The sequence below is a fragment of the Selenomonas dianae genome (assembly GCF_030644225.1).
Lineage (GTDB): Bacteria > Bacillota > Negativicutes > Selenomonadales > Selenomonadaceae > Centipeda > Centipeda dianae.
The window spans coordinates 1,477,351-1,496,272 of record NZ_CP128650.1; the positions used below are offsets into that span (position 1 = coordinate 1,477,351).

Genomic DNA, 18,922 nt, shown 5'->3' on the forward strand with positions numbered 1-18,922 from the left:
ATAAACGCAGTGCAAATCTGACGAACCTCATTTTATCAGCAATTTCAAAAAAAATTAAAAAAATTTTTTGTCGAAAAAACCCGTTCTCCCTAGGAAATACGCGGGTTTGCAAAAAACTAGGACTTTTGACACCTGTCATTTATGACAGTTACATCCATTCAAAAATATGCTACAGTGAGATTGGAGACAGATTGACCGTATCTGAGTTCTCCTCCGCCGAAAGAGGATCCATGTCGAAAGGAGTCGATCCGTATGAAACATCGTTTTTCTCGCAAAGAAGTGTCCCCCCCCCCGCGGACACTCGTCCCGCGCATCCTTGCCGCACTCACGGCAGGTGCGGTAACCCTCGGCGCACTCCCCTATGCCTACGCGGAGTCCGTAACTCACATTACAGAGAACACGAACGGCAGTGTGGCGGGCAGCGAGGACGGCACGAGTGCGACCATCATCGTCGGTACGGAGGGTGGCGGCGAGGTGCCCCACATTGGCAAGGATACCGGCGACGACGATACCAGTTGGGGTAAAGTCTATGGAGCATCCTACAGTTCACACGAAGACGACACACCCATTACACTCACAAACAGCAAGGCGATCGTCTACAGCGGCAAGATGAGAGGTATCATCGGCGCTTATTCCAAACTCTATGGCGGCGGTACTGCCCGCATTATCAATGCGGGCGCTGAAGTCAAGGACGTCACAATGGTGACTTTCTCCATGCGCGACTATATTGCGGGCGGTGCGGCAGAAGTTGATGTCCACACTCCCAGTACACAGGCCGTCGCAGAGGTCAAGCAATGCTACGTCAACATCACAGGCGGCAATTTCGAATCAGGCCCTAACTCGATATATGGAGGATATGCAGCAAGTGATGTAGGGGAGAATGGCTGTACTGCCTCCGGTGAAGCGACGGCGGAGGAAAATACTGCCACAATTACAGGCGGCAGGTTCGCGAAACGGGCTAAGATCTACGGCGGTAAGGCTTATTCAGGCGCGCTTACTACCTCAGGTACGGCAAAAGCGCTGAAAAATCACCTGATTATCAACAGCGATCGGCAGGTATATGAGCTGTACGGAGGTGAGGCATATGCCCTTACATTCGGCGGCCCCCCCCTCGCACAGGCAAATGAGAACACACTGAATGCAAAGATAAAGGCATCGAGCTTCTACGGCGGATATGCAGGGGGAGGTCAAGGGCAAAGATCTACCCCATCGGCTACGGCAGAGGCGAATCGGAACAAGGTCTGGATCGCCGCAGGCAGCAGGTTTACGGACTATAGTGCGGGCGGCGTCAGCGATCTCTTCGCATACAGGATCCAGACGTTAAACAGCACGGCAAACGAGAACGAGGTCAGCATTGCGGGCGGCACATTCGAAGGCGAAGTGAACGGCGGCAGAGCCGTTATTAGGTCCAATGATCCGCCAGCAGACAGCGAGGCGAATGCCGCGGCGAACCGCAACAAGCTCTGGGCAAACGCGGGCACCTTCAAGGATCTGCTGGTCTCCGGCTCTGCATCTGTCAGCTCAGAGGGAGCCCTCGATGCCAAGGCAAACGAGAATATGCTGCGCATCAACGCGGACGCATATAGATTCTACGGCGGTCTGGCACGGGGGAAGAAAGAGACCAATGGCGCACATGTCCGAACCAGCGCGGCAGAGGCGAACAAGAACAAGGTCTGGGTCAGGGAAGATGCCGGCACCTTCTTGGAGAGTGCCGCGGGCCGCAGCAGCATCGAGGGAGACAAGGCTATAACACTGAGTGCACTGGCAGCAGAGAACGAGCTCTACATCCGAGGCGGCACATTCCTAGGGGAACTATCCGGTGGCAGCAGCTCTGCAACGAACACGGATGTCGCAGGCGACCGCATGGCAGAGGCACGAGCTGCAGAGAACAAGGTCTTGGTGAATGCGGGTGTCATCAAAGGTGGGCTGTACGGCGGTCTTACAGCGGCTGAGGCAAAGGGCGATCGGGCGACCGCATCGGCAACGAAGAACATCCTCCACCTGAACGGGGGCACATACTACGGAGAGATCCACGGCGGCAAAGCCTTTGCCAAAACGACTGCAGCATTCGCAGAAGCCATCGCCGAGGAGAATGAGGTGCACATCCACGGCGGTGTCTATCAGGGCGACATCTATGCGGGCTCTGCACAGGCCGAGGGTGTATCCGCATCCGGCAGTCACCCCGGATCTTATGCGACCGTCCGAAACAATATGATCGAGATCACGGGCGCGAACGATCTCTCCCGTGCCAGACTCCACGGTGCTCTGGTGAACGCCGCCGGCACCACTGTCACGGGCAACGCGCTCGTTGTGCGCGAGACGAAGAGCATCACCGTCGATCATGTGACAGACTTCCAGAAGTACGCGTTCTGGATTCCCGCCGGCATGACCAAGGATGATACCATGCTCACGGTCACCAGCGGGCAGGGTGTCAGTCTGATGGATGCGGCTGTCGAGGCACATCTGCCGGGGAGCGGTAGTACGGCGAACCGTCTGCGTCTCCTCCACACACCGGAGGGTACCATCAACAAGAACGCCGCAACCACGATGACGGTCTGGGAAGGTGTCTCGGGGGCATCGACAGCATCCATGGGCATCACGGGGAACGGGAAGGAACTCATCGTCAACCGCGATGGCTCTGCCATCGACGGGGGCGGCAATGTTACACAGTCCCCGCCCCCGCAGCCCAATCCGCATCCGCCGCAGGAGGAGCCTGCACCGCCGGATGAGACCCCGCAGCCGACACTGCCGGATGAGACCCCGCAGTCCAATCCGCAGCCCAATCCGCCCCCGCAGCCCAATCCGCCCCCGCAGCCCAATCCGCCCCCGCAGCCGACACCCGACAGTTTCCGACTGGAGGAGGACAATGCCAAGTCCCTCGCAGAGACGATGGCAGGATCGGCGGCATTCCTCGGCACCGGGGCGAATCTGCTCACCGGCATGGGGATGACGAACGCCGCCATCGAGGCTGCGGCAGCCGAAGGATTCTCCCCGTTTGCCGCCATGAGCGGAACCTCCATGCGCGTCAAGACCGGCTCGCACGTCGATGTCAAGGGCATGAACCTCGCCGTCGGCTTCTCGCGCGAACTGAGGCACGGGAATGACCGCCTCATCTTCGGCCCCATCATCGAGTACGGGCGCGGCAACTACGACAGCTATGTGAACGCCGCGCACGGCAACGGCTCCATCCGCTATATCGGTGCCGGAGTATTCATGCGGCAGGAGAAGGAAAACGGTATGTTCTACGAGGGCAGTCTGCGTGCCGGACGTTCCCGTATGGACTACGCCGCCGATCTCACCACCGGAATGGTCACGACGCACACGTCCTACGATGCCGATGCCAACTACATCGGCGTACACGTCGGTGCGGGACACAAGACCACCACACCGAACGGCACCGGTCAGGAGCTCTATGTCCGCTACTTCTACACGCGGCAGAACGGCGCGGATGTGACGCTCTCCACGGGCGACCGCTATACCTTCTCCGATGTGGACAGCAACATTCTGCGCGCGGGTGCGCGGTGGATGTTCCCACAGAAGGGCGGCTCGTTCATCCTCGGTGCCTCCATGCAGTATGAGTTCAGCGGCGATGCGGATGCGACCTACCACCGTGCGGGAGGGCTCTCCTACACCTCGGCATCCCCCACGCTGAAGGGCTTCTCGACCAGTCTCGAACTCGGATGGAAAGCCCAAATGAGCGCGAACTCCACCGCCGACCTCAGTGTCGAGGGGTGGATGGGCAAACAGCGCGGGGCGAGTTTCCGTGCGGGATTTGCTTGGCAATTCTAAGGAGCACGGGGCGCTCCTTTCTTCTCTCTGCTGTGGAGGGAGCACCTTGCCCCCTAGAATGACTCCTTTCTAATTTATATGGAAAAGAACCCGTCGGCTCTCTGCCAACGGGTTCTTTTCGTATGTATCAGCGACATTTCTTTTCTTATGGAATCGCTGATAAAATGAAGTCCGTCAGATTGGCGTAGATTTTTCGTCCGAACAAGGAGACAAACCGGACGCATAGCCAAAGCTATGTGGAGGATTTGTCGACAAAGACAGGGCGAAAAAGATGGGCTAAGACGACGGTGCTGAATTTATCAGTGCTTCCCTAATTTATATGAAAAGAACCCGTCGGCTCTCTGCCAACGGGTTCTTTTCGTATGTATGAGAGACATTTCTTTTCTTATGGAATCGCTGATAAAATGAAGTCCGTCAGATTGGCGTAGATTTTTCGTCCGAACAAGGAGACAAACCGGACGCATAGCAAGGGCTATGTGGAGGATTTGTCGACACAGTGCGGGCAAAAAAGATACGTCAAGATGGCGCGGCTGAATTTATCAGTGCTTCCTTATTTCTTTCGGCGCAGTTCCTCAAGACGTGCGCGTGTATCGCCGTCGAGCCGCTCGTGTACTTCGATGCGCCCGAGCGGTCGAATGTGTGGGTTCATGTATTCTGCCTTCATCAGTTTCTTTGCCTTTTTCACGGAGCGGCGCAGTTCAGGCGAGGTGATGCGGTAGGCACCCGCGCCGAGGATGAGGCTCTGCTCCGCGCCGTCGGAAGTGACGACGTGTACCTCGCGTCCCGCGCGAACCGCCGTATATGCAAGGCGTTCGATACAGCTGTCCGCCGTTTCGCCCGCCCCTGTGTAGATGACCCGCATACGGTCGGTAATCTGCTGCGCGTGCTCCTCGTCCTCGGTAAAGAATGCGTCGAATACGACGGTCATCTCGTAGTTCTCAAATGCGCCGTACTCCGTGAGGATATGCACGAGGACATCGCGCGCCTCGTCGAGATTTCCGCGCAGACGCATGAGCTCCGGCCACGCATTGATAACGTTGTAGCCGTCAATCAGATAGTATTCGGAATCGCGCTGCCTAGCCATGCCGCACCTTCGCCATACGCTGACGCAGCGCCTCGTACATCAGGATCGCCCCCGCAACGGAGGCGTTGAGGGAGTTGATCTTGCCGCACATCGGCAGACGTACGGTAAAGTCGCAGAGGTCGCGCGTGAGGCGGCTCATGCCGCGCCCCTCGCTGCCGATGACGAGCACGAGTGCGCCTGTGAGGTTCGCGCGGTCATAGGTCTCCTCCCCCGCCATATCCGCGCCCGCGATCCAAAAGCCCTGTTCCTTGAGCGCACGCATGGTCTGCGCGATGTTGCCGATACGGGCGACGGGAACGTACGCAAGCGCACCTGCCGAGACACGTGCGACGGTCTCGGTCAGCGGGACGCTGTGACGGCGCGGGAGAAGGATCCCGTGCACGCCCGCCGCGTCCGCCGTGCGGAGCAGTGCGCCAAGGTTCTGCGGATCCTCGATGCCGTCGAGGAGAAGCAGCAGCGGATCCTCGCCGCGCTCCCGCGCCGCCGCGATGATCTCCTCGACAGCGACGTAGGCGACGGGCGCGACGTAGGCAAGTGCGCCCTGATGCCGCACGCCATCGGGAACGGCGGCATCCAGCTTTGCCCGTCCCACCGTATCCACGGTAATCCCGTGCTCCCGTGCGAGATCGCGCAGCTCATGCACAGCACCGCCATGCAGTCCGTCCGCGAGCAAAATGCGGTTGATGCCGCGCCCCGCCTTGATCGCCTCAACGATGGCGTGGCGACCCGCGAGGATGTCGGAGCGCTGTTCCTCGCTGCTGTGCTCTGCACGTTTCTCGGTGCGTTTGTCTGCACGTTTCTCCGCGCGTTGTTCCTTCGCTTTCATTTCGCTCCCCCTGCCTTATCCGCGCGGGATGTATTTCGCGAGCCACGGCTCCGCCGCAACAATGAGGTCGCGCATACGGAGCATCATCTCCCTGATCTCCCACTGTGCGCCGGGTGTCCGAACGCGCTTCTCATATACGTCCATAAAGGAGCGCAGGTTGAGCGTCGTGACGAAGTTCGTACACGCGCCGCCCGGCAGGACGAAACGTGCATCCTGCTTGGCAACCCCCATGGCAAGCAGATCGTCATACGTCTGCTGAATCTCACGCATACACGCCATATAACGTGTGAGTGCCGCCTCATTATCGACAACCGTCTGTGGTACGACGTGCCCGAACAGACCATCGGTCTGTTTCGCAGACTGCTCGGAGACGTAGCGCTGACTCTGCACGCTCAGCGATACCCCAATGCGGTGACGGCTGTACTGGGCGAGCAAGGTACGTGAGACATCCTTGACGGCAAACGTCATGGAGCAGTGCTCCACCACCGAGAGGTGTTTGCTCGTCATAATGCGCTCCAAGAGACGGAGCATCTCCGCCTCCGTTTTCTCCTGCGCGAGAAGCTCGATCGGCGAATCCGCACTGTAGCACGTCCGCGCTGCCGTCCAGCAGGTCTTTAGGTAGTTCGGTGTCTTTGCGATCAGTTTAATTTCCATGTGCTTGCTCCTGCTGAATACTCATCATCTCTTTGGCGATGATCTGAAACGCCCCCTCCGTAATCTCCGCGAGCCGTTCATGTTCCGCGCGAATGTAGAGGCTCCCGAGCAGTGCCTCAAAGCCCGTACTCGCGTGGTAGTCTGCTACGGACGCGCTGCGCGGTGCGTGGCTCTTCGTGTTGCGTGCACGCCGATAGATCGTCTGCTCCTCCTCTGTGAGCATATGCGAAATGCCGCGATAGGCACGCGCCTGCCAGAGCGCGGAGACGATCTGTGCGCTGAATGCGTGGAGCGCCTGCACCTGTGTCTGCTCGTAAGAAAGGAGCCGCATCCGCACGTAGAGGTGAAAGTAGGCATCCCCTATGTATGCGAGAACGAGCGGGTGTATGTTCGCTGCATCCACGTTCTCGTAACGCGTGCGGATATTGCCCGCCTCATCGGGCAGGAACATCATGCGTACAAGCTGTCGGAACCGTTCAAATTTCATGCGCGGTCAAACCCTTTTCCAGCGCACGCCCGTCGGCGTATCCTCAAGTGCAACGCCCGCCGCCTTGAGCCCGTCGCGAATCTTGTCCGCAACCGCCCAGTTCTTCGCCGCTCGCGCCTCCTGCCGAATGCCGATGATGAGATCCATCAGCGCATCCGCAAGTCCATCGTCCGCAGCCGTTTCCTCCTGCTCGAAAATGCCGATGATCGCCGCCATCGCGCGATAGGCGTCCGCTGCCTTCTTGAAGTTCGCCGCATCAAATGCCGCGCCGCGCTCGACCTCCTGATGATAGCGGTTGATCTCCTTTGCAAGCCCGAACATCTGACTGATGGCGAGTGCCGTGTTGAAGTCGTCGTCCATCGCCGCATCGAAGTCCCGCAGGAACGTCTCTGCCTGTGCCGCCAGCTCTGCCGCCGTATCCGCCGTGCCTTCGCGCTCCGACAGCTCTGCAATGACCGCGTTCGCGTTGCGCAGACGGTCGAGTGCGGTCTGCGCCTCATGCAGCCGTTCGTCGCTGAAATCCAGAGGGCTGCGGTAATGTGTCTGGAGGATGAAGAAGCGGATGACCTCGCCCGCAAATTCCTTTAGGATGTCCTTCACCGTGAAGAAGTTGTTCTTCGACTTTGACATCTTTTCGTTGTCGATGGTGATGAATCCGTTGTGCAGCCAATAACGTGCGAACTTCTCGTCACCGTCAATGCACGGCTCTGCCTGTGCGATCTCGTTCTCGTGGTGCGGGAAGATGAGATCACTGCCGCCGCCGTGAAAATCGAAAGCATCGCCGAGGTACTTCACAGACATCGCCGAGCACTCGATGTGCCAGCCCGGCCGCCCCTTGCCCCACGGGCTTTCCCATGACGGCTCACCGGGCTTCGCCGCCTTCCAGAGTGCGAAGTCCATCGGGTGCTCCTTCGCCGCGTTGACCTCGACGCGCGCCCCCGCCTCCATATCGTCAAGACTGCGCCCGCTGAGACATCCATAGTGATCGAACGCCTCCACGCGATAGTACACATCACCCGTCTCGGTCACATACGCATAGCCGCGCTCAATCAGTGTCCCGATCATGCGCTGAATCTCCTCCATGGTCTCGGAGACGCGTGGGAACACGTCGGCACGGCGCACGTTCAGCGCGTCCATCGCCTTGAAATACGCAGCAATGTAGCGGTCAGAGATCTCCTTCCACGTCACACCCTCGCGATTCGCCGCACCTATGATCTTATCGTCCACATCCGTAAAGTTCTGGATGTAGCGAACCTTGTACCCTTTGCGTGCAAGATAGCGGCGAATGACATCCCACGTGACAAAGGGGCGTGCGTTTCCGATGTGCGGATCGTTGTACGGTGTCACCCCGCAGCAGTAGATGCTGACCTCGCCCGCACGCAGCGGACGAAACTCTTCTTTTTTTCGCGTCATTGTATTGTATACGGTAAGCATATATCCTCCACTACTTTCGCTCTTCCAGTTCGGTAAGACGCTGTTTCAGCATCTCAATCTCCTGCCGCATTGCCTCGATCATCTCTGCCTCCGGATCCGGCAGCATATCGTGATCGAGATCAACATCCAACTCGCACGCAAGCTCCTCCGCGCTCTCCTCACATTCGAGCGAGAGCTCCCGCGCCCGCAGAAAATCCTCCTCCGTACGGACGCGCTGACCGTTCATCATGACAATGCGTCCCGGGATACCGACCACCGTCGCATGAGCAGGCACGGGGCGCAGCACGACAGAGCCCGCACCGATCTTCGCATGATCGCCCACGGTGAACGAACCGAGCACCTTCGCCCCCGAGGCGACGACGACATTGCTTCCGATCGTCGGATGGCGTTTCCCCTTCTCCTTGCCTGTACCGCCCAGCGTCACCCCCTGATAGAGCGTGACATTTTTTCCGAGCTCTGCCGTCTCTCCAATGACAATGCCCGTACCGTGGTCGATGAAAAGTCCCTCGCCAATCTTTGCGCCGGGATGGATCTCAATGCCCGTCAGAAACCGTCCAAAGTTTGAGATCAGGCGCGGGAGGAGCACCCAGCCGCGCACATAGAGCGCGTGCGCGATGCGATGCAGCCAGATTGCGTGCAGACCGCCGTAACAGAGCAAGACCTCAATGGTGCTTCGTGCCGCAGGGTCACGCTCAAAGACAACGCGAATATCACGCCTCAGCCTCCCGAACATAACAGCTTCCTCTCCACAGTACACAGACAACAAAAGAAATGCGCCCGCGCCTCTCCCGACGCGGACACGCAGATCATTTTTGATTTCTCCTTTATTCTAGCAAAAAAACACCCGCTTGACAAATCCTATCTGCGGGTGTTTTTCTGCGAAAAATCAGATCCCCTCTTCGTCGCGTCCGTGATGGGGCTGTCCGCCGACAATCTGCATGGCACGCATCGTTTCGGTCAGCACCTCCACCTCATATTGGATCTCCATGCCCTCGGCACGCTTCAAGACATCCCCCTTATGGGTGGAAACATAGCGCGGCGGAAGATTGTTCAATGCAATCATCATCATATCCGTACGGCAGCGCTCACACATACAGATGTCCGGATACTGCGGCGCAAGACGCTGCATCATATGGGCGACGGCATCCTCCATATAGTTTTTGAACGGCAAGTGTTCCATCATGGCGCTCCTTTCCGATCTGTTCCTCAGCTCAAGCGAACGGTATAGATCGTCCCCTTGTAGGTCTTTGCCCCAAGGCTCTTCTCCGAGGCGACCGTGTATTCGATCGTATTCGGGGACTTCTTGCGAATGTAAACGCCGATCGTATCATCGTCGCTCACATCATGCGGATCAATCATGCAGCGCACCATACGCACCTCTGCCGCCTTCATATGCCCCTTCAGCGCACGCGGTTCCTGCGTATAGTAAAGCTCAAACTCATCCTCGTCCGCATAGGTAAAGTACGTCCACACGCCGTAATCGACACGCGCGTCGATGTCCACCGTGAAACAGCCGCGCTCGTTCAGGCTGCCGAGGAAATACGGGAAGAGAAGTTCGTCGTGCTCATCCACGTTCTTGTTGATGATCTTGACATCCTTGCCCCCTTTGCGGCAGCGCAGAAGTCCGAACGCCACGCCCGTCTTGCCCGTGCGCAGACGGTCAAAGCCATCGTGGAGGACTTTGGTGTCCTTGTCCCCATCCTCCATGCCGAGCGGGAGATACAGGATGAAGGGCGCATCCTTGCTCTGCGCAGGCGACTTTGCGGCAGCGGCATCCGCTTTCTTGCCGCCCCCCTTCTCCGCCTTTTCCACGGGGACGGATTGTACCGTATGCAGCGCATTGATCTGGCGGGCGATGTACTCATCAAAGAGCTTGCGCACCATCGGCGCTTTGCACGAGTTCCCTGCGAGGAAAATGTGAATCTGACGCACATCGCGGCCTTTGAATGCCGTCGCCATCGCCTGAAAGAAGTTTTCAACACCGCGCCGAATGCGCTCCTCCAACGTGCGCTCCAGTTTGCGTACGTCGATGTGCAGACGGATCTCCGCACGATTGCCCGCATTCCCCGTCTTTTCCGACGAAAACAACGTAATCTTCGTATCGAATCCATCGCCCGCCGCGAACTCCTCATACCCCGCACGCCTCTCCCAGAAGGGACGCAGACGCTCGGCGAGAATCTTGTTGTTCAGGTGGGATGCAGCGTCGCGCGTCTCACGCACGAGCGCCTCTGCCCCCGCAAAGGTCTCGCTCTCGGGCGGCAATGCGAACGTAATCTTGTGCTGGCGCATCTCCGCGAGATTGTCCTTGAACACCTCGTAGGCGAGCAGTTCGAGGATGTTCTCGCCGCCGAGATACATATCGCTGCCGAAGCCGAACTGCTCAATGACAAATTTTCGCCGCCCATTTTCAGGCACATACTCCACGCCAAAGTCAAAGTCCGTCGTACCGCCGCCGAAGTCAAAGACCCCGTAGGCGACCTCCTCGCCGACGCGCTTGGGTTCGAGTCCGTATGCCTCAAGTGCGCTGATCGCGTATGCCGCCGGCTCGTTCGCGCCATCGTACACGCGGAAGCGGCGCATCATCTCGGGATCATCGAGCAGAGCCTTGGGCAGCGTTTTGCGCAGCCCGCGCTCAAAGCTCATGCGGATGTGCTCACGCACGCTCTTCTCGTACCCCACGGGGAAGGAGAGGATGTAGTCGAGATAGATGTTGCGGTGCATATTGTTGATGTAAAGCCCGAGATAGTAGGCATAGATCTCGATCGGGTCGAACCCGCCCGCATCGAGCGGCTGCGTCTCCGTATACGGCTTGACCTCCTGGATGTAGCCGCGCCGATCCTTCAGGATCGGCGAGTTCGCCGTATCGCGCGTCCACCGCTTGAGCTCGCTGAACACGGAGTAGTACACCGAAATCCCCTCGGTGGACTGGCGCTCAAAAATCGCATCCGCCGCTTGATGGGATGCCGTTACCTGCGCCCACTCCGTGTAGGGACGCCCTTCACGCGCACGATAGCACTGCTTGAACTTCTCGATGTCGATCAGCTCAATCGCCGTCGGATTCTCATAGTCTTGGATCGTCGGCTCGTTGCCGTAGTCGCCCTTGCCGATGCGCAGTAGGCGTGCCTCGCGGTCACGACAGACGACAACGGTGCTGCGCGTACCGAAGTCGATCGCACAGGTACCGTTCATGATAACATCCATCTGCGGCGGCCGTGCCACGAGGAAGTCCGTCGGCGGCAGACGCAGACAAACACTGTCGTCGCGCCCCTCCTCCGTCAGCTCCTCATAGAGATCCCAGTGTCCGAGACTCATATCTGTCAACAGACGGTCGGCGTACGGCTGGATGTTCGCACGCACATGATCGGCATAGAGAAGCTGTTTCTTAAACGGCTCAATGGAGAAATCAAGTGCCACCGAGCCCGTATTGATCGCCGTCTCGGTCACGCTCTGGATGTCAAAGGTCAAACCAAAGATCGTTTCCTTGAACCGCCCCGCCACAACATCCTCAGCGAAACGCTCATGGTCAAAGATGAGCTGATCCTGCTCAATGCGGATGTAGGAGCGGATCTTTGGATATTCCGCGACAAGGCGGCGCAGACGTTCCTCCTGTTCATGCGAAACATCCTCCGCATTGAACTCGTCCGCGATCCATTTCAGAAAGCTCTGTGCTCCGCTCTTTTCCGTCGCGAGCGAGAACATATACTTCTTATTGACAATGGATGCCGTCTCGTCCTTGAGCTCCGCAATATCCTTGCCGATCTGTCGCCCAAACTGAAGGGAACTCTCGTAAAAAAAATCCCGAAACGCATTCTTTTTCAAATGTAAGCTGCGCATGAGCACCGGGCGCACCGATGCCTGCACCTCTTTTCGCGCCATTCATTCATCTCCTAACGAAAAAGCAATCATTCCTTTAATAAGTATTCTTCACCATCCATCAAAATCCTTTTTCAAGAAAAACATAATCAAAAAGCCCTGCGGAAAATCCGCAGGGCAATTATACAAAATGGTGCGCTCGGCGGGAGTCGAACCCACGCTTTCAGCTCCGGAGGCTAACGTCCTATCCACTGGACTACGAGCGCGCAACCAAAACACATATATTATACTCCAAAGAGATTTATTTGTCGAGAGATTTTTCCTCACGCGCCTCCGCAGGGTTCGTATGCGTCTGCGCAGCCGAGATGGGGGCGAAATAGTGACGAACCATACCGATTTCATCGCCGACAAAGAGCGCGACAGGACTTTCGCGGAGCATGACGAGTTCCAGAAGCCGCGCCTGCTCGGCAGGATTCTTCTCCTTCATCGTCTGCGGATCGGCTGCGGCACGCGTCAGGGTAATTGCTTTTTGCTCGGCTGCGGCATATTCGTCCGTTTTTGCCATAATGACGGCAAGCGGGTCATAGACACGATCCGACAGCTCGGTCGGCGGGGGGGTCTGTGCGATACGCGCACGCAGTTCCCGCATATCCTGTTCCAGATCGACAAGACGTGCGTGGGTAATCGCAATCGTATGCTCTCCCGCCTTTGCATCCGCGAGAATCTGATGATAGCGCGTCCACGTGCGGTCGAGTTCGGCAATCTGTTTTTGATAATCCCCCCACCACGGTATAAAAAGTTCCTGGTCATGCGTGATTGCCGCACGTTCCGCCATTGTCAGCGGCTCCTGCGTGCGCTCTGCGGTCTGTACATAGAAGATCACCCCAACGAGCACAAGCAGCAGCGTGACAAAGATCAGAAAAACACGGTGCGGCAGATAGCGGAACAAAATGACAAGCAAAAGTATGACAAGCGTTCCCAAAACATAGCTCAGCATAACCCCTCCGATCAAACTCAGGCACCTGCACGTTCCTGAAGTGCCGTCCGATTGAGTATATGTATGCGCCCTCTGGAGGTGCGTACCAATCCCTCATGACTGAACTCCCGCATGAGACGGCTGACAACCTCCCGCGCCGTCCCGAGGTACTGCGCCGTTTCCTCATGCGTCAGACAGATCTCATCCCCCGCCGTTCGCGCCGACTCCGTGAGCAGAAATTTTGCAAGGCGGCGGTCTGCGGGCGTAAAGATCATCTGTTGGAACTTCCACAGCATTTCCGAGAGACGCACAACGGTATATTCATATGCGCGTGCGCGGAGTTCGACGTTGGCATCAAGAATGTCGCGCAGCTTTTCCGTATCTGAAACAAAAAGATTCGTGTCCTTCGCTGCCTCAATCGAAATGTCACAGGAAGCTGTGCCGGGAAAGGTCGTCGCCGCGAGGATACCAATGTCGCCGGAGCGCACAAAAAAGAGTGTAAACTCACGCCCCTCCTCTGAAAGGACAAACGCGCGCAATGCGCCGGATATGACGTGCAGCGTACCCGCGGAGCTCAACGGGCCTCGATAGACCGATGTCCCTTTTTTATAGTGTTCAAAACGTGTATGAGAGACCAGATCGTCCCGCTGTGCATTGGTGAGCAGATGCCACAGCTCAAACTGATCCATATAATCCCGAAAATGATAGCTGTCCGCATCATGTGTTGTCATATCCGTCCCTCCTCTTTTGACCAAACGCCCCCTACCGTGCCTTTTTTGACCGTTGCCGCAGATACCGCACAATGGAAAGCCCTGCCTCCGCGCCCTCATAGACCGCTTTTGCAACTTGCAGAAGTCCGCCTGCACAGTCCCCTGCGGCATACACGCCCGGCACATTTGTCTCCATATGATCACCGACAGCGATCCTGCCATCGTGCAGCAGAATGCCCAACTTACGTGCGAGTTCCATGCTCCCCGCCGTCCCGATTGCCACGAATATCCCGTCAACATCCATGCGCGTATCATCCGAAAAGACAATCTGACGCAGCCGACGATCGCCCTCCAGACTGCCAATCCTGCGCGTATTCACCGCTATGCAGTCCGGCACCATCACCGCCGGCTCCTGCCCGTTGGTCAGAAGGGAGAGCGATGCCACATGCGGCTGAAGGGTCTGTGCCTCATGCAGAGCATATTCACCGGCTCCAACAACCGCAACTTTTTTTCCACGATAAAAGAACGCATCGCAGATGGCACAGTAACTGACACCGCGCCCCTCGAATTCCTGTACGCCCGGCAAGGAGATCTTTTTTCTTTGCGCCCCCGCTGCCAGAACGACACCATCCGCCACATAGCTGCCGTGCACTGTCTGAACCTGAAAGTGTGCACCATCCTCCGAAGGGCGGATCTCAAGCGCCTCATCCCATACAAAACGGACGCCGAGGCGTTTTGCGCCGTCAATGCCGCGCTGCTCAAGTTCCGCACCCGTGATCGGCTCCGGAAATCCATAGTAGTTCTCGATCCATTCCGCCGCAGCGAGTGTCCCCACCCCCTTCGTAACGATCGTCACATCCGCACCTCCGCGCCGCGCATAGAGCGCGGCTGAGATGCCGGCAGGACCGGAACCGATGATGATAACGTGCATAGACCTCTCCTACAAAGAAACTTCTCCTATAAATGTACGAAAAAAGAGACGCCCCCTTCGACGTCTCTTCTCTGTCTGCGGGGAACTTGCTTAGTGGTGGTTAAAGAGCAGGCTCACCGAACGATGGCTTTGGATGCGCACAATAACGTCCGCAAGGGACTGTGCGAGAGAGAGTGTGACGATCTTATCGGACTGCTTCTCGGGTGGAAGCGGAATGGAGTCCGTAATGACGAGCTGGTCAATGACGGATGCATTGATGCGCTCGGTCGCGGGATCACTGAGAATCGCGTGCGAACACGCCGCAAGCACACGCTTCGCTCCGCGTTCCTTGAGCGCCTTCGCCCCCTCGCAGAGAGAGCCTGCCGTATCGACAATATCGTCAATGAGCAGTGCCGTCTTTCCCTCGACCTCGCCGATGAGGTTCATGACCTCGGCGCAGCCGGGACGCGGACGGCGTTTCTCAATGATCGCAATCGGCGCACGGAGGAAGTCCGCCATGATACGTGCGCGTGTCACGCCACCGAGATCCGGCGAAACAACCACGAGATCCTCAATTGCCTGTTCACGGAAATAGCTCGCGAGCACAGGTGCAGCCGCCAGATGATCCACAGGGATGTCGAAGAACCCCTGGATCTGTCCCGCGTGAAGATCGACCGTGACGACACGGGTCACCCCCGCCGTCGTCATGAGGTTGGCAACGAGTTTCGCCGAGATCGGCTCACGTCCGCGTGTCTTGCGATCCTGCCGCGCATAGGCATAGTATGGAACAACTGCCGTGATGCTGTGCGCGGAGGCACGCTTGCAGGCATCTGTGAGAATCAGAAGTTCCATGATGTTGTCATTCACAGGGAAACTGGTCGGCTGGATGATGAAGATGTCCTTCCCGCGAATGCTCTCCTCGATCATCACTTGAACTTCACCGTTGTTGAACTGCCCTACGAAAGCCTCGCAGAGCGGTATACCGATACGTTCCGCAATGTCTTTCGCCAACTGGGGATTGGCGTTCCCCGTCAGGATACATACGTTGTCGGTCGGAAAACTCATCTCTCTGTTCCTCCTAAAAACCAGACGCGTCAGTTATAATATAGAATACACAATTCTATTTATAGTATAACACGCACGCTTTGTTTTGGGAAGGGAGTTTACCGCGCTTTTTCACAGTGTTCAGAACCATATACAGGAATCCGATACGATACTCATTTCCGTTTGTCGTGCCAGCCCTCGATCTCCTTTTGACGCGCACGCGCCACGGAGAGTGTTCCGGCGGGAACGTCGCGCGTGATGGTCGAGCCGGCGGCGACATAGGCTCCCGTGCCGACGGTGACAGGCGCAACAAGGTTCGAGTTGCAGCCGACAAAGGCATCGTCCCCGATGACGGTGCGGAACTTCTTCTTCCCATCATAGTTGACCGTGATCGTACCGCAGCCCATGTTGACACGCGCACCGAGGTCGCAGTCTCCGATGTAGGAGAGATGCGGCAGTTTCGCACCCGTACCGATATTGGAGTTCTTCACCTCGACAAAATTGCCGATCTTCACCCCTGCGCCGATGTGACTGTCCGGACGGATGTGGTTGAACTGGCCGAGATTCGCACCGTTTTCAACCTCAGCATCATGTGCATAGACGTACTGTGCCGTGACTGCATCGCCGATCGCCATGTCCTGAAAGCGCACATGCGGTCCGATCTCACAGTCCGCACCAATGACCGTACTCCCCTCCAGGAAGGTAAAGGGATAGATCACCGTATCCATACCGACACGCACCTCTGCATCGATAAAGGTGGTAGGCGGGTCGATGATCGTCACGCCGTCCGCCATGAGTTCCTCGACCTTGCGGCGGCGCAGGATGCGCTCCGCCACGGCGAGCTGGCTGCGAGAGTTGATGCCGAGCGTACTCTCGTAATTGTCCGCAGTGACCGCCCAGATCTTCTCCCCCGCATCGCGCAGAATACTGAGCACGTCGGGCAGGTAGTATTCGCCCTGCGCGTTATCGTTCGTCACCTGCGCGAGCGCGGCAAAGAGTGCCTGTGCGTCAAAGCAGTAAATGCCTGCATTGACCTCGTTAATCTTGCGCTCCTCTTCTGTCGCGTCCTTGTGCTCGACAATCTTCAAGACCTCGCCGCTCTCGCGGCGCACAATGCGCCCGTAACCCTTCGCATTCGGCATAATCGCCGTAAGTACGGTCGCCTTCGCGCCCGCATGCACATGCTCCTCGTGAAAGCGTGCCAACAGTTCCGCCGTCAGCAGAGGGGTATCGCCGCAGAGCACCATGATTGTCCCGCGCTCCTCCGCGAGCAGTTCCTTTGTCTGCAGGACGGCGTGCCCCGTGCCCAACTGCTCACGCTGCTCCACATACTCCACACTGTCGCCGATGCTTTCGCGCACCACATCGCCGCCAAAGCCGGTGACGACAATATTCCGCCGAGCCCCGGCTGCATCCGCCGCATCAATGACGTGCTGCAGCATGGATTTCCCTGCCGCACGATGCAGGACTTTCGGCAGCTTCGACTTCATGCGTGTACCCTTGCCTGCTGCCAAGATGACCGTTACAAAATCCAACATTATGCTCCTCCCGTTCTCCGGAAACGCCTACTCGGCATCTTCCTGACTCTTTTTTCCCTTGCGTTTCACCAAGGTGGTACCTGTCTTTTTTTCCTGCTCCTCAATGGCGTAAAGCAGGGTCTGTTCCGAATTTTCCATATGCTTTGCCCCGACCTTGCGCGCATGACGTGCGTCGCCCGAGCCGATCGCATCGACGATGGCACGGTGCTCCTCAAGCGTCGCCTTGAGCCGCCCGGGATATGACATGGAGATGGTACGGAATCGCGTAAGCTGTTCGCGCAGATTGCCGATGATCGTGAGCAGACGCTCATTGCGCGCCGCCTGATACAGGAGTTCGTGGAACTCGATGTCCGTCCGCACGATGCGCTCCATATCATGTTCCTCAATCGCACGTCCGATGGCAACAAGCAGGCGTTCCAACCGCTCCTGCTCCTCGTCGGTGATCCGCTCCGCTGCAAGCTCACAGGCAAGTGCCTCAAGCGCAGCACGAATCTCAAAGATCTCGTTGATGTCGCGGATGGACACGCTCGCGACATACGCACCGCGCCGCGGAACGGTGACGACATAGCCCTCCTGTTCCAGCTTTCGGATCGCCTCGCGCACAGGTGTACGGCTGACGAGCAGTTCGTCCGCGAGATCGTTCTCCTTGAGCCACTCACCGGGCTTTAAGATCCCGCCGCGAATGGCATCGCGCAGAACCTCACAGACGATTTCACGAAGCGGCTGGTAGCTGTTGACAACGACCGGTGATAACTTTCCCTGCATATCAATTCCTCCGAGACTTCTGCTGCTCCCCATCACTGCCAATGGTGTGCGTCAGGTGTACCGCTGCATCCGTTTCCTTGCGGAAGATCTCTGCGGCCTCCGCAGCCGCCTGTTCCTCCGCAAAGAGTCCGAACACGGTCGGACCGCTGCCCGACATCATCGCACAGAGCGCACCATGCGCACGCATTCGTGCGCGGTAGTCGGCGATCACGGGATGTGCCGCCTCCGTCACCGGCTCAAGCACATTCGCCATGAGCTGCACGCAGCGATCCCGGTCACCATGCTCCAACGCATCCATAAACGACGCGTTGTCCGGGTGAAATACAGGGACATGTTCATCATAGCTGCGATACGCCCACGGTGTCGATACAGAAACGGGAGGTTTTGCAAGCAGAACAACGGTCACCGGAAAATCCGCAAGGCGGTGCAGACGCTCCCCGCGTCCCGTCGCAAGCACAGTACCGCCCATGAGGGAAAATGGTATGTCCGATCCGAGCTGTGCGCCGAGTGCGCAGAGTTCATCATCCGAGAGCCCGAGCGTGTAGAGTTCGTTCATGCCGCGCAGCGTCGCTGCTGCGTCGGCACTCCCCCCCGCAAGCCCTGCGGCAACGGGGATGCGTTTGGTGATGTCGATGTGGACACCGCCGCGCAGACCGCATTCCTTTTGAATGAGTGCAGCAGCGCGATGCGCCAAGTTGCGTTCATCCGCCTCCAGTCCCGCCAGATCCACACGCAGCGTAATCTCCTCCTCCTGCCGCGTGAGTATGAGCGTATCCGCGAGTGCGAGGGACTGCATCACCGTCGCGATCTCATGGTAGCCGTCATCCCGAAGCCCCAGAACATCGAGCGTCAGATTGATTTTCGCCCGTCCGAGAATCGTCACCATAGGAAG

17 protein-coding genes, 1 tRNA gene and 1 pseudogene are annotated in these 18,922 nt (G+C 57.8%); 3 read left to right on the forward strand and 16 right to left on the reverse strand.

Annotated features, from left to right (window positions below; translation table 11 throughout):
- Window positions 1-252 precede the first annotated feature (252 nt).
- The 3 genes and pseudogenes from QU667_RS07275 to QU667_RS07285 form a co-directional block, all read left to right on the forward strand.
- Window positions 253-3,789 (forward strand): autotransporter outer membrane beta-barrel domain-containing protein, encoded by a 3,537-nt coding sequence (locus QU667_RS07275; protein ID WP_304986554.1) that lies wholly within the window; start codon window positions 253-255, stop codon window positions 3,787-3,789.
- A 188-nt stretch (window positions 3,790-3,977) separates the two neighbouring features.
- Window positions 3,978-4,103, forward strand: a complete 126-nt coding sequence (locus tag QU667_RS07280; protein WP_304988428.1) for a secretion protein HlyD — start codon at window positions 3,978-3,980, stop codon at window positions 4,101-4,103.
- Window positions 4,104-4,217: 114 nt separating this feature from the next.
- Window positions 4,218-4,340, forward strand: a pseudogene (locus QU667_RS07285) (secretion protein HlyD); the annotation flags it as partial.
- Here QU667_RS07285 and QU667_RS07290 read toward each other — a convergent pair.
- The 16 genes from QU667_RS07290 to ispE form a co-directional block, all read right to left on the reverse strand.
- On the reverse strand, window positions 4,340-4,873 hold the full coding sequence (locus QU667_RS07290; protein WP_304986555.1) for an NYN domain-containing protein: 534 nt from the start codon (window positions 4,871-4,873) through the stop codon (window positions 4,340-4,342). The pseudogene QU667_RS07285 and the gene QU667_RS07290 sit on opposite strands and share 1 nt — an antisense overlap.
- Complete coding sequence (gene rlmB, locus QU667_RS07295; protein WP_304986556.1) at window positions 4,866-5,699, reverse strand: 23S rRNA (guanosine(2251)-2'-O)-methyltransferase RlmB; 834 nt, start codon at window positions 5,697-5,699, stop codon at window positions 4,866-4,868. Before rlmB ends, QU667_RS07290 begins: the two co-directional genes overlap by 8 nt.
- A gap of 15 nt (window positions 5,700-5,714) precedes the next feature.
- A complete protein-coding gene (gene thyX, locus QU667_RS07300; protein ID WP_304986557.1) occupies window positions 5,715-6,353 on the reverse strand; it encodes an FAD-dependent thymidylate synthase in 639 nt (212 codons plus the stop codon).
- A complete protein-coding gene (locus QU667_RS07305) occupies window positions 6,343-6,840 on the reverse strand; it encodes a Mini-ribonuclease 3 (protein ID WP_304986558.1) in 498 nt (165 codons plus the stop codon). Before QU667_RS07305 ends, thyX begins: the two co-directional genes overlap by 11 nt.
- A gap of 6 nt (window positions 6,841-6,846) precedes the next feature.
- Complete coding sequence (gene cysS / locus QU667_RS07310; RefSeq protein WP_304986559.1) at window positions 6,847-8,274, reverse strand: cysteine--tRNA ligase; 1,428 nt, start codon at window positions 8,272-8,274, stop codon at window positions 6,847-6,849.
- Between the two features lie 10 nt (window positions 8,275-8,284).
- Entirely contained in the window at window positions 8,285-9,007 is a 723-nt protein-coding gene (gene cysE / locus QU667_RS07315; protein ID WP_304986560.1) for a serine O-acetyltransferase, read from the reverse strand.
- Between the two features lie 153 nt (window positions 9,008-9,160).
- Window positions 9,161-9,454 (reverse strand): late competence development ComFB family protein, encoded by a 294-nt coding sequence (locus tag QU667_RS07320; RefSeq protein ID WP_304988429.1) that lies wholly within the window; start codon window positions 9,452-9,454, stop codon window positions 9,161-9,163.
- A gap of 26 nt (window positions 9,455-9,480) precedes the next feature.
- The gene (locus QU667_RS07325) at window positions 9,481-12,150 is read right to left on the reverse strand and encodes an acetate and sugar kinases/Hsc70/actin family protein (RefSeq protein ID WP_304986561.1); all 2,670 of its coding nucleotides are present in this window, start codon (window positions 12,148-12,150) and stop codon (window positions 9,481-9,483) included.
- Window positions 12,151-12,278: 128 nt separating this feature from the next.
- Window positions 12,279-12,353, reverse strand: a tRNA-Arg gene (locus QU667_RS07330).
- A gap of 35 nt (window positions 12,354-12,388) precedes the next feature.
- The gene (locus QU667_RS07335) at window positions 12,389-13,084 is read right to left on the reverse strand and encodes a hypothetical protein (RefSeq protein ID WP_304986562.1); all 696 of its coding nucleotides are present in this window, start codon (window positions 13,082-13,084) and stop codon (window positions 12,389-12,391) included.
- A 17-nt stretch (window positions 13,085-13,101) separates the two neighbouring features.
- Window positions 13,102-13,794, reverse strand: a complete 693-nt coding sequence (locus QU667_RS07340; RefSeq protein WP_304986563.1) for a Crp/Fnr family transcriptional regulator — start codon at window positions 13,792-13,794, stop codon at window positions 13,102-13,104.
- A gap of 31 nt (window positions 13,795-13,825) precedes the next feature.
- Complete coding sequence (locus QU667_RS07345) at window positions 13,826-14,704, reverse strand: NAD(P)/FAD-dependent oxidoreductase (RefSeq protein ID WP_304986564.1); 879 nt, start codon at window positions 14,702-14,704, stop codon at window positions 13,826-13,828.
- Between the two features lie 90 nt (window positions 14,705-14,794).
- On the reverse strand, window positions 14,795-15,748 hold the full coding sequence (locus QU667_RS07350) for a ribose-phosphate diphosphokinase (protein ID WP_304986565.1): 954 nt from the start codon (window positions 15,746-15,748) through the stop codon (window positions 14,795-14,797).
- Window positions 15,749-15,900: 152 nt separating this feature from the next.
- The gene (gene glmU / locus QU667_RS07355; protein ID WP_304986566.1) at window positions 15,901-17,265 is read right to left on the reverse strand and encodes a bifunctional UDP-N-acetylglucosamine diphosphorylase/glucosamine-1-phosphate N-acetyltransferase GlmU; all 1,365 of its coding nucleotides are present in this window, start codon (window positions 17,263-17,265) and stop codon (window positions 15,901-15,903) included.
- Window positions 17,266-17,292: 27 nt separating this feature from the next.
- Entirely contained in the window at window positions 17,293-18,030 is a 738-nt protein-coding gene (locus tag QU667_RS07360) for a GntR family transcriptional regulator (RefSeq protein WP_304986567.1), read from the reverse strand.
- 1 nt (window position 18,031) lies between these two features.
- Window positions 18,032-18,916 carry a 4-(cytidine 5'-diphospho)-2-C-methyl-D-erythritol kinase gene (gene ispE / locus QU667_RS07365; RefSeq protein WP_304986568.1) on the reverse strand — a complete coding sequence of 295 codons (885 nt, stop codon included), beginning with the start codon at window positions 18,914-18,916 and terminating at the stop codon, window positions 18,032-18,034.
- Window positions 18,917-18,922: the final 6 nt, after the last annotated feature.

Bases quoted from the DNA above. Each gene is read 5' to 3' on its own strand.
- QU667_RS07275 (WP_304986554.1), top strand. From the start codon at position 253: ATGAAACATCGTTTTTCTCGCAAAGAAGTGTCCCCCCCCCCGCGGACA.
- QU667_RS07290 (WP_304986555.1), bottom strand. From the start codon at position 4,873: ATGGCTAGGCAGCGCGATTCCGAATACTATCTGATTGACGGCTACAAC.
- rlmB (WP_304986556.1), bottom strand. From the start codon at position 5,699: ATGAAAGCGAAGGAACAACGCGCGGAGAAACGTGCAGACAAACGCACC.
- thyX (WP_304986557.1), bottom strand. From the start codon at position 6,353: ATGGAAATTAAACTGATCGCAAAGACACCGAACTACCTAAAGACCTGC.
- QU667_RS07305 (WP_304986558.1), bottom strand. From the start codon at position 6,840: ATGAAATTTGAACGGTTCCGACAGCTTGTACGCATGATGTTCCTGCCC.
- cysS (WP_304986559.1), bottom strand. From the start codon at position 8,274: ATGCTTACCGTATACAATACAATGACGCGAAAAAAAGAAGAGTTTCGT.
- cysE (WP_304986560.1), bottom strand. From the start codon at position 9,007: ATGTTCGGGAGGCTGAGGCGTGATATTCGCGTTGTCTTTGAGCGTGAC.
- QU667_RS07320 (WP_304988429.1), bottom strand. From the start codon at position 9,454: ATGGAACACTTGCCGTTCAAAAACTATATGGAGGATGCCGTCGCCCAT.
- QU667_RS07325 (WP_304986561.1), bottom strand. From the start codon at position 12,150: ATGGCGCGAAAAGAGGTGCAGGCATCGGTGCGCCCGGTGCTCATGCGC.
- QU667_RS07335 (WP_304986562.1), bottom strand. From the start codon at position 13,084: ATGCTGAGCTATGTTTTGGGAACGCTTGTCATACTTTTGCTTGTCATT.
- QU667_RS07340 (WP_304986563.1), bottom strand. From the start codon at position 13,794: ATGACAACACATGATGCGGACAGCTATCATTTTCGGGATTATATGGAT.
- QU667_RS07345 (WP_304986564.1), bottom strand. From the start codon at position 14,704: ATGCACGTTATCATCATCGGTTCCGGTCCTGCCGGCATCTCAGCCGCG.
- QU667_RS07350 (WP_304986565.1), bottom strand. From the start codon at position 15,748: ATGAGTTTTCCGACCGACAACGTATGTATCCTGACGGGGAACGCCAAT.
- glmU (WP_304986566.1), bottom strand. From the start codon at position 17,265: ATGTTGGATTTTGTAACGGTCATCTTGGCAGCAGGCAAGGGTACACGC.
- QU667_RS07360 (WP_304986567.1), bottom strand. From the start codon at position 18,030: ATGCAGGGAAAGTTATCACCGGTCGTTGTCAACAGCTACCAGCCGCTT.
- ispE (WP_304986568.1), bottom strand. From the start codon at position 18,916: ATGGTGACGATTCTCGGACGGGCGAAAATCAATCTGACGCTCGATGTT.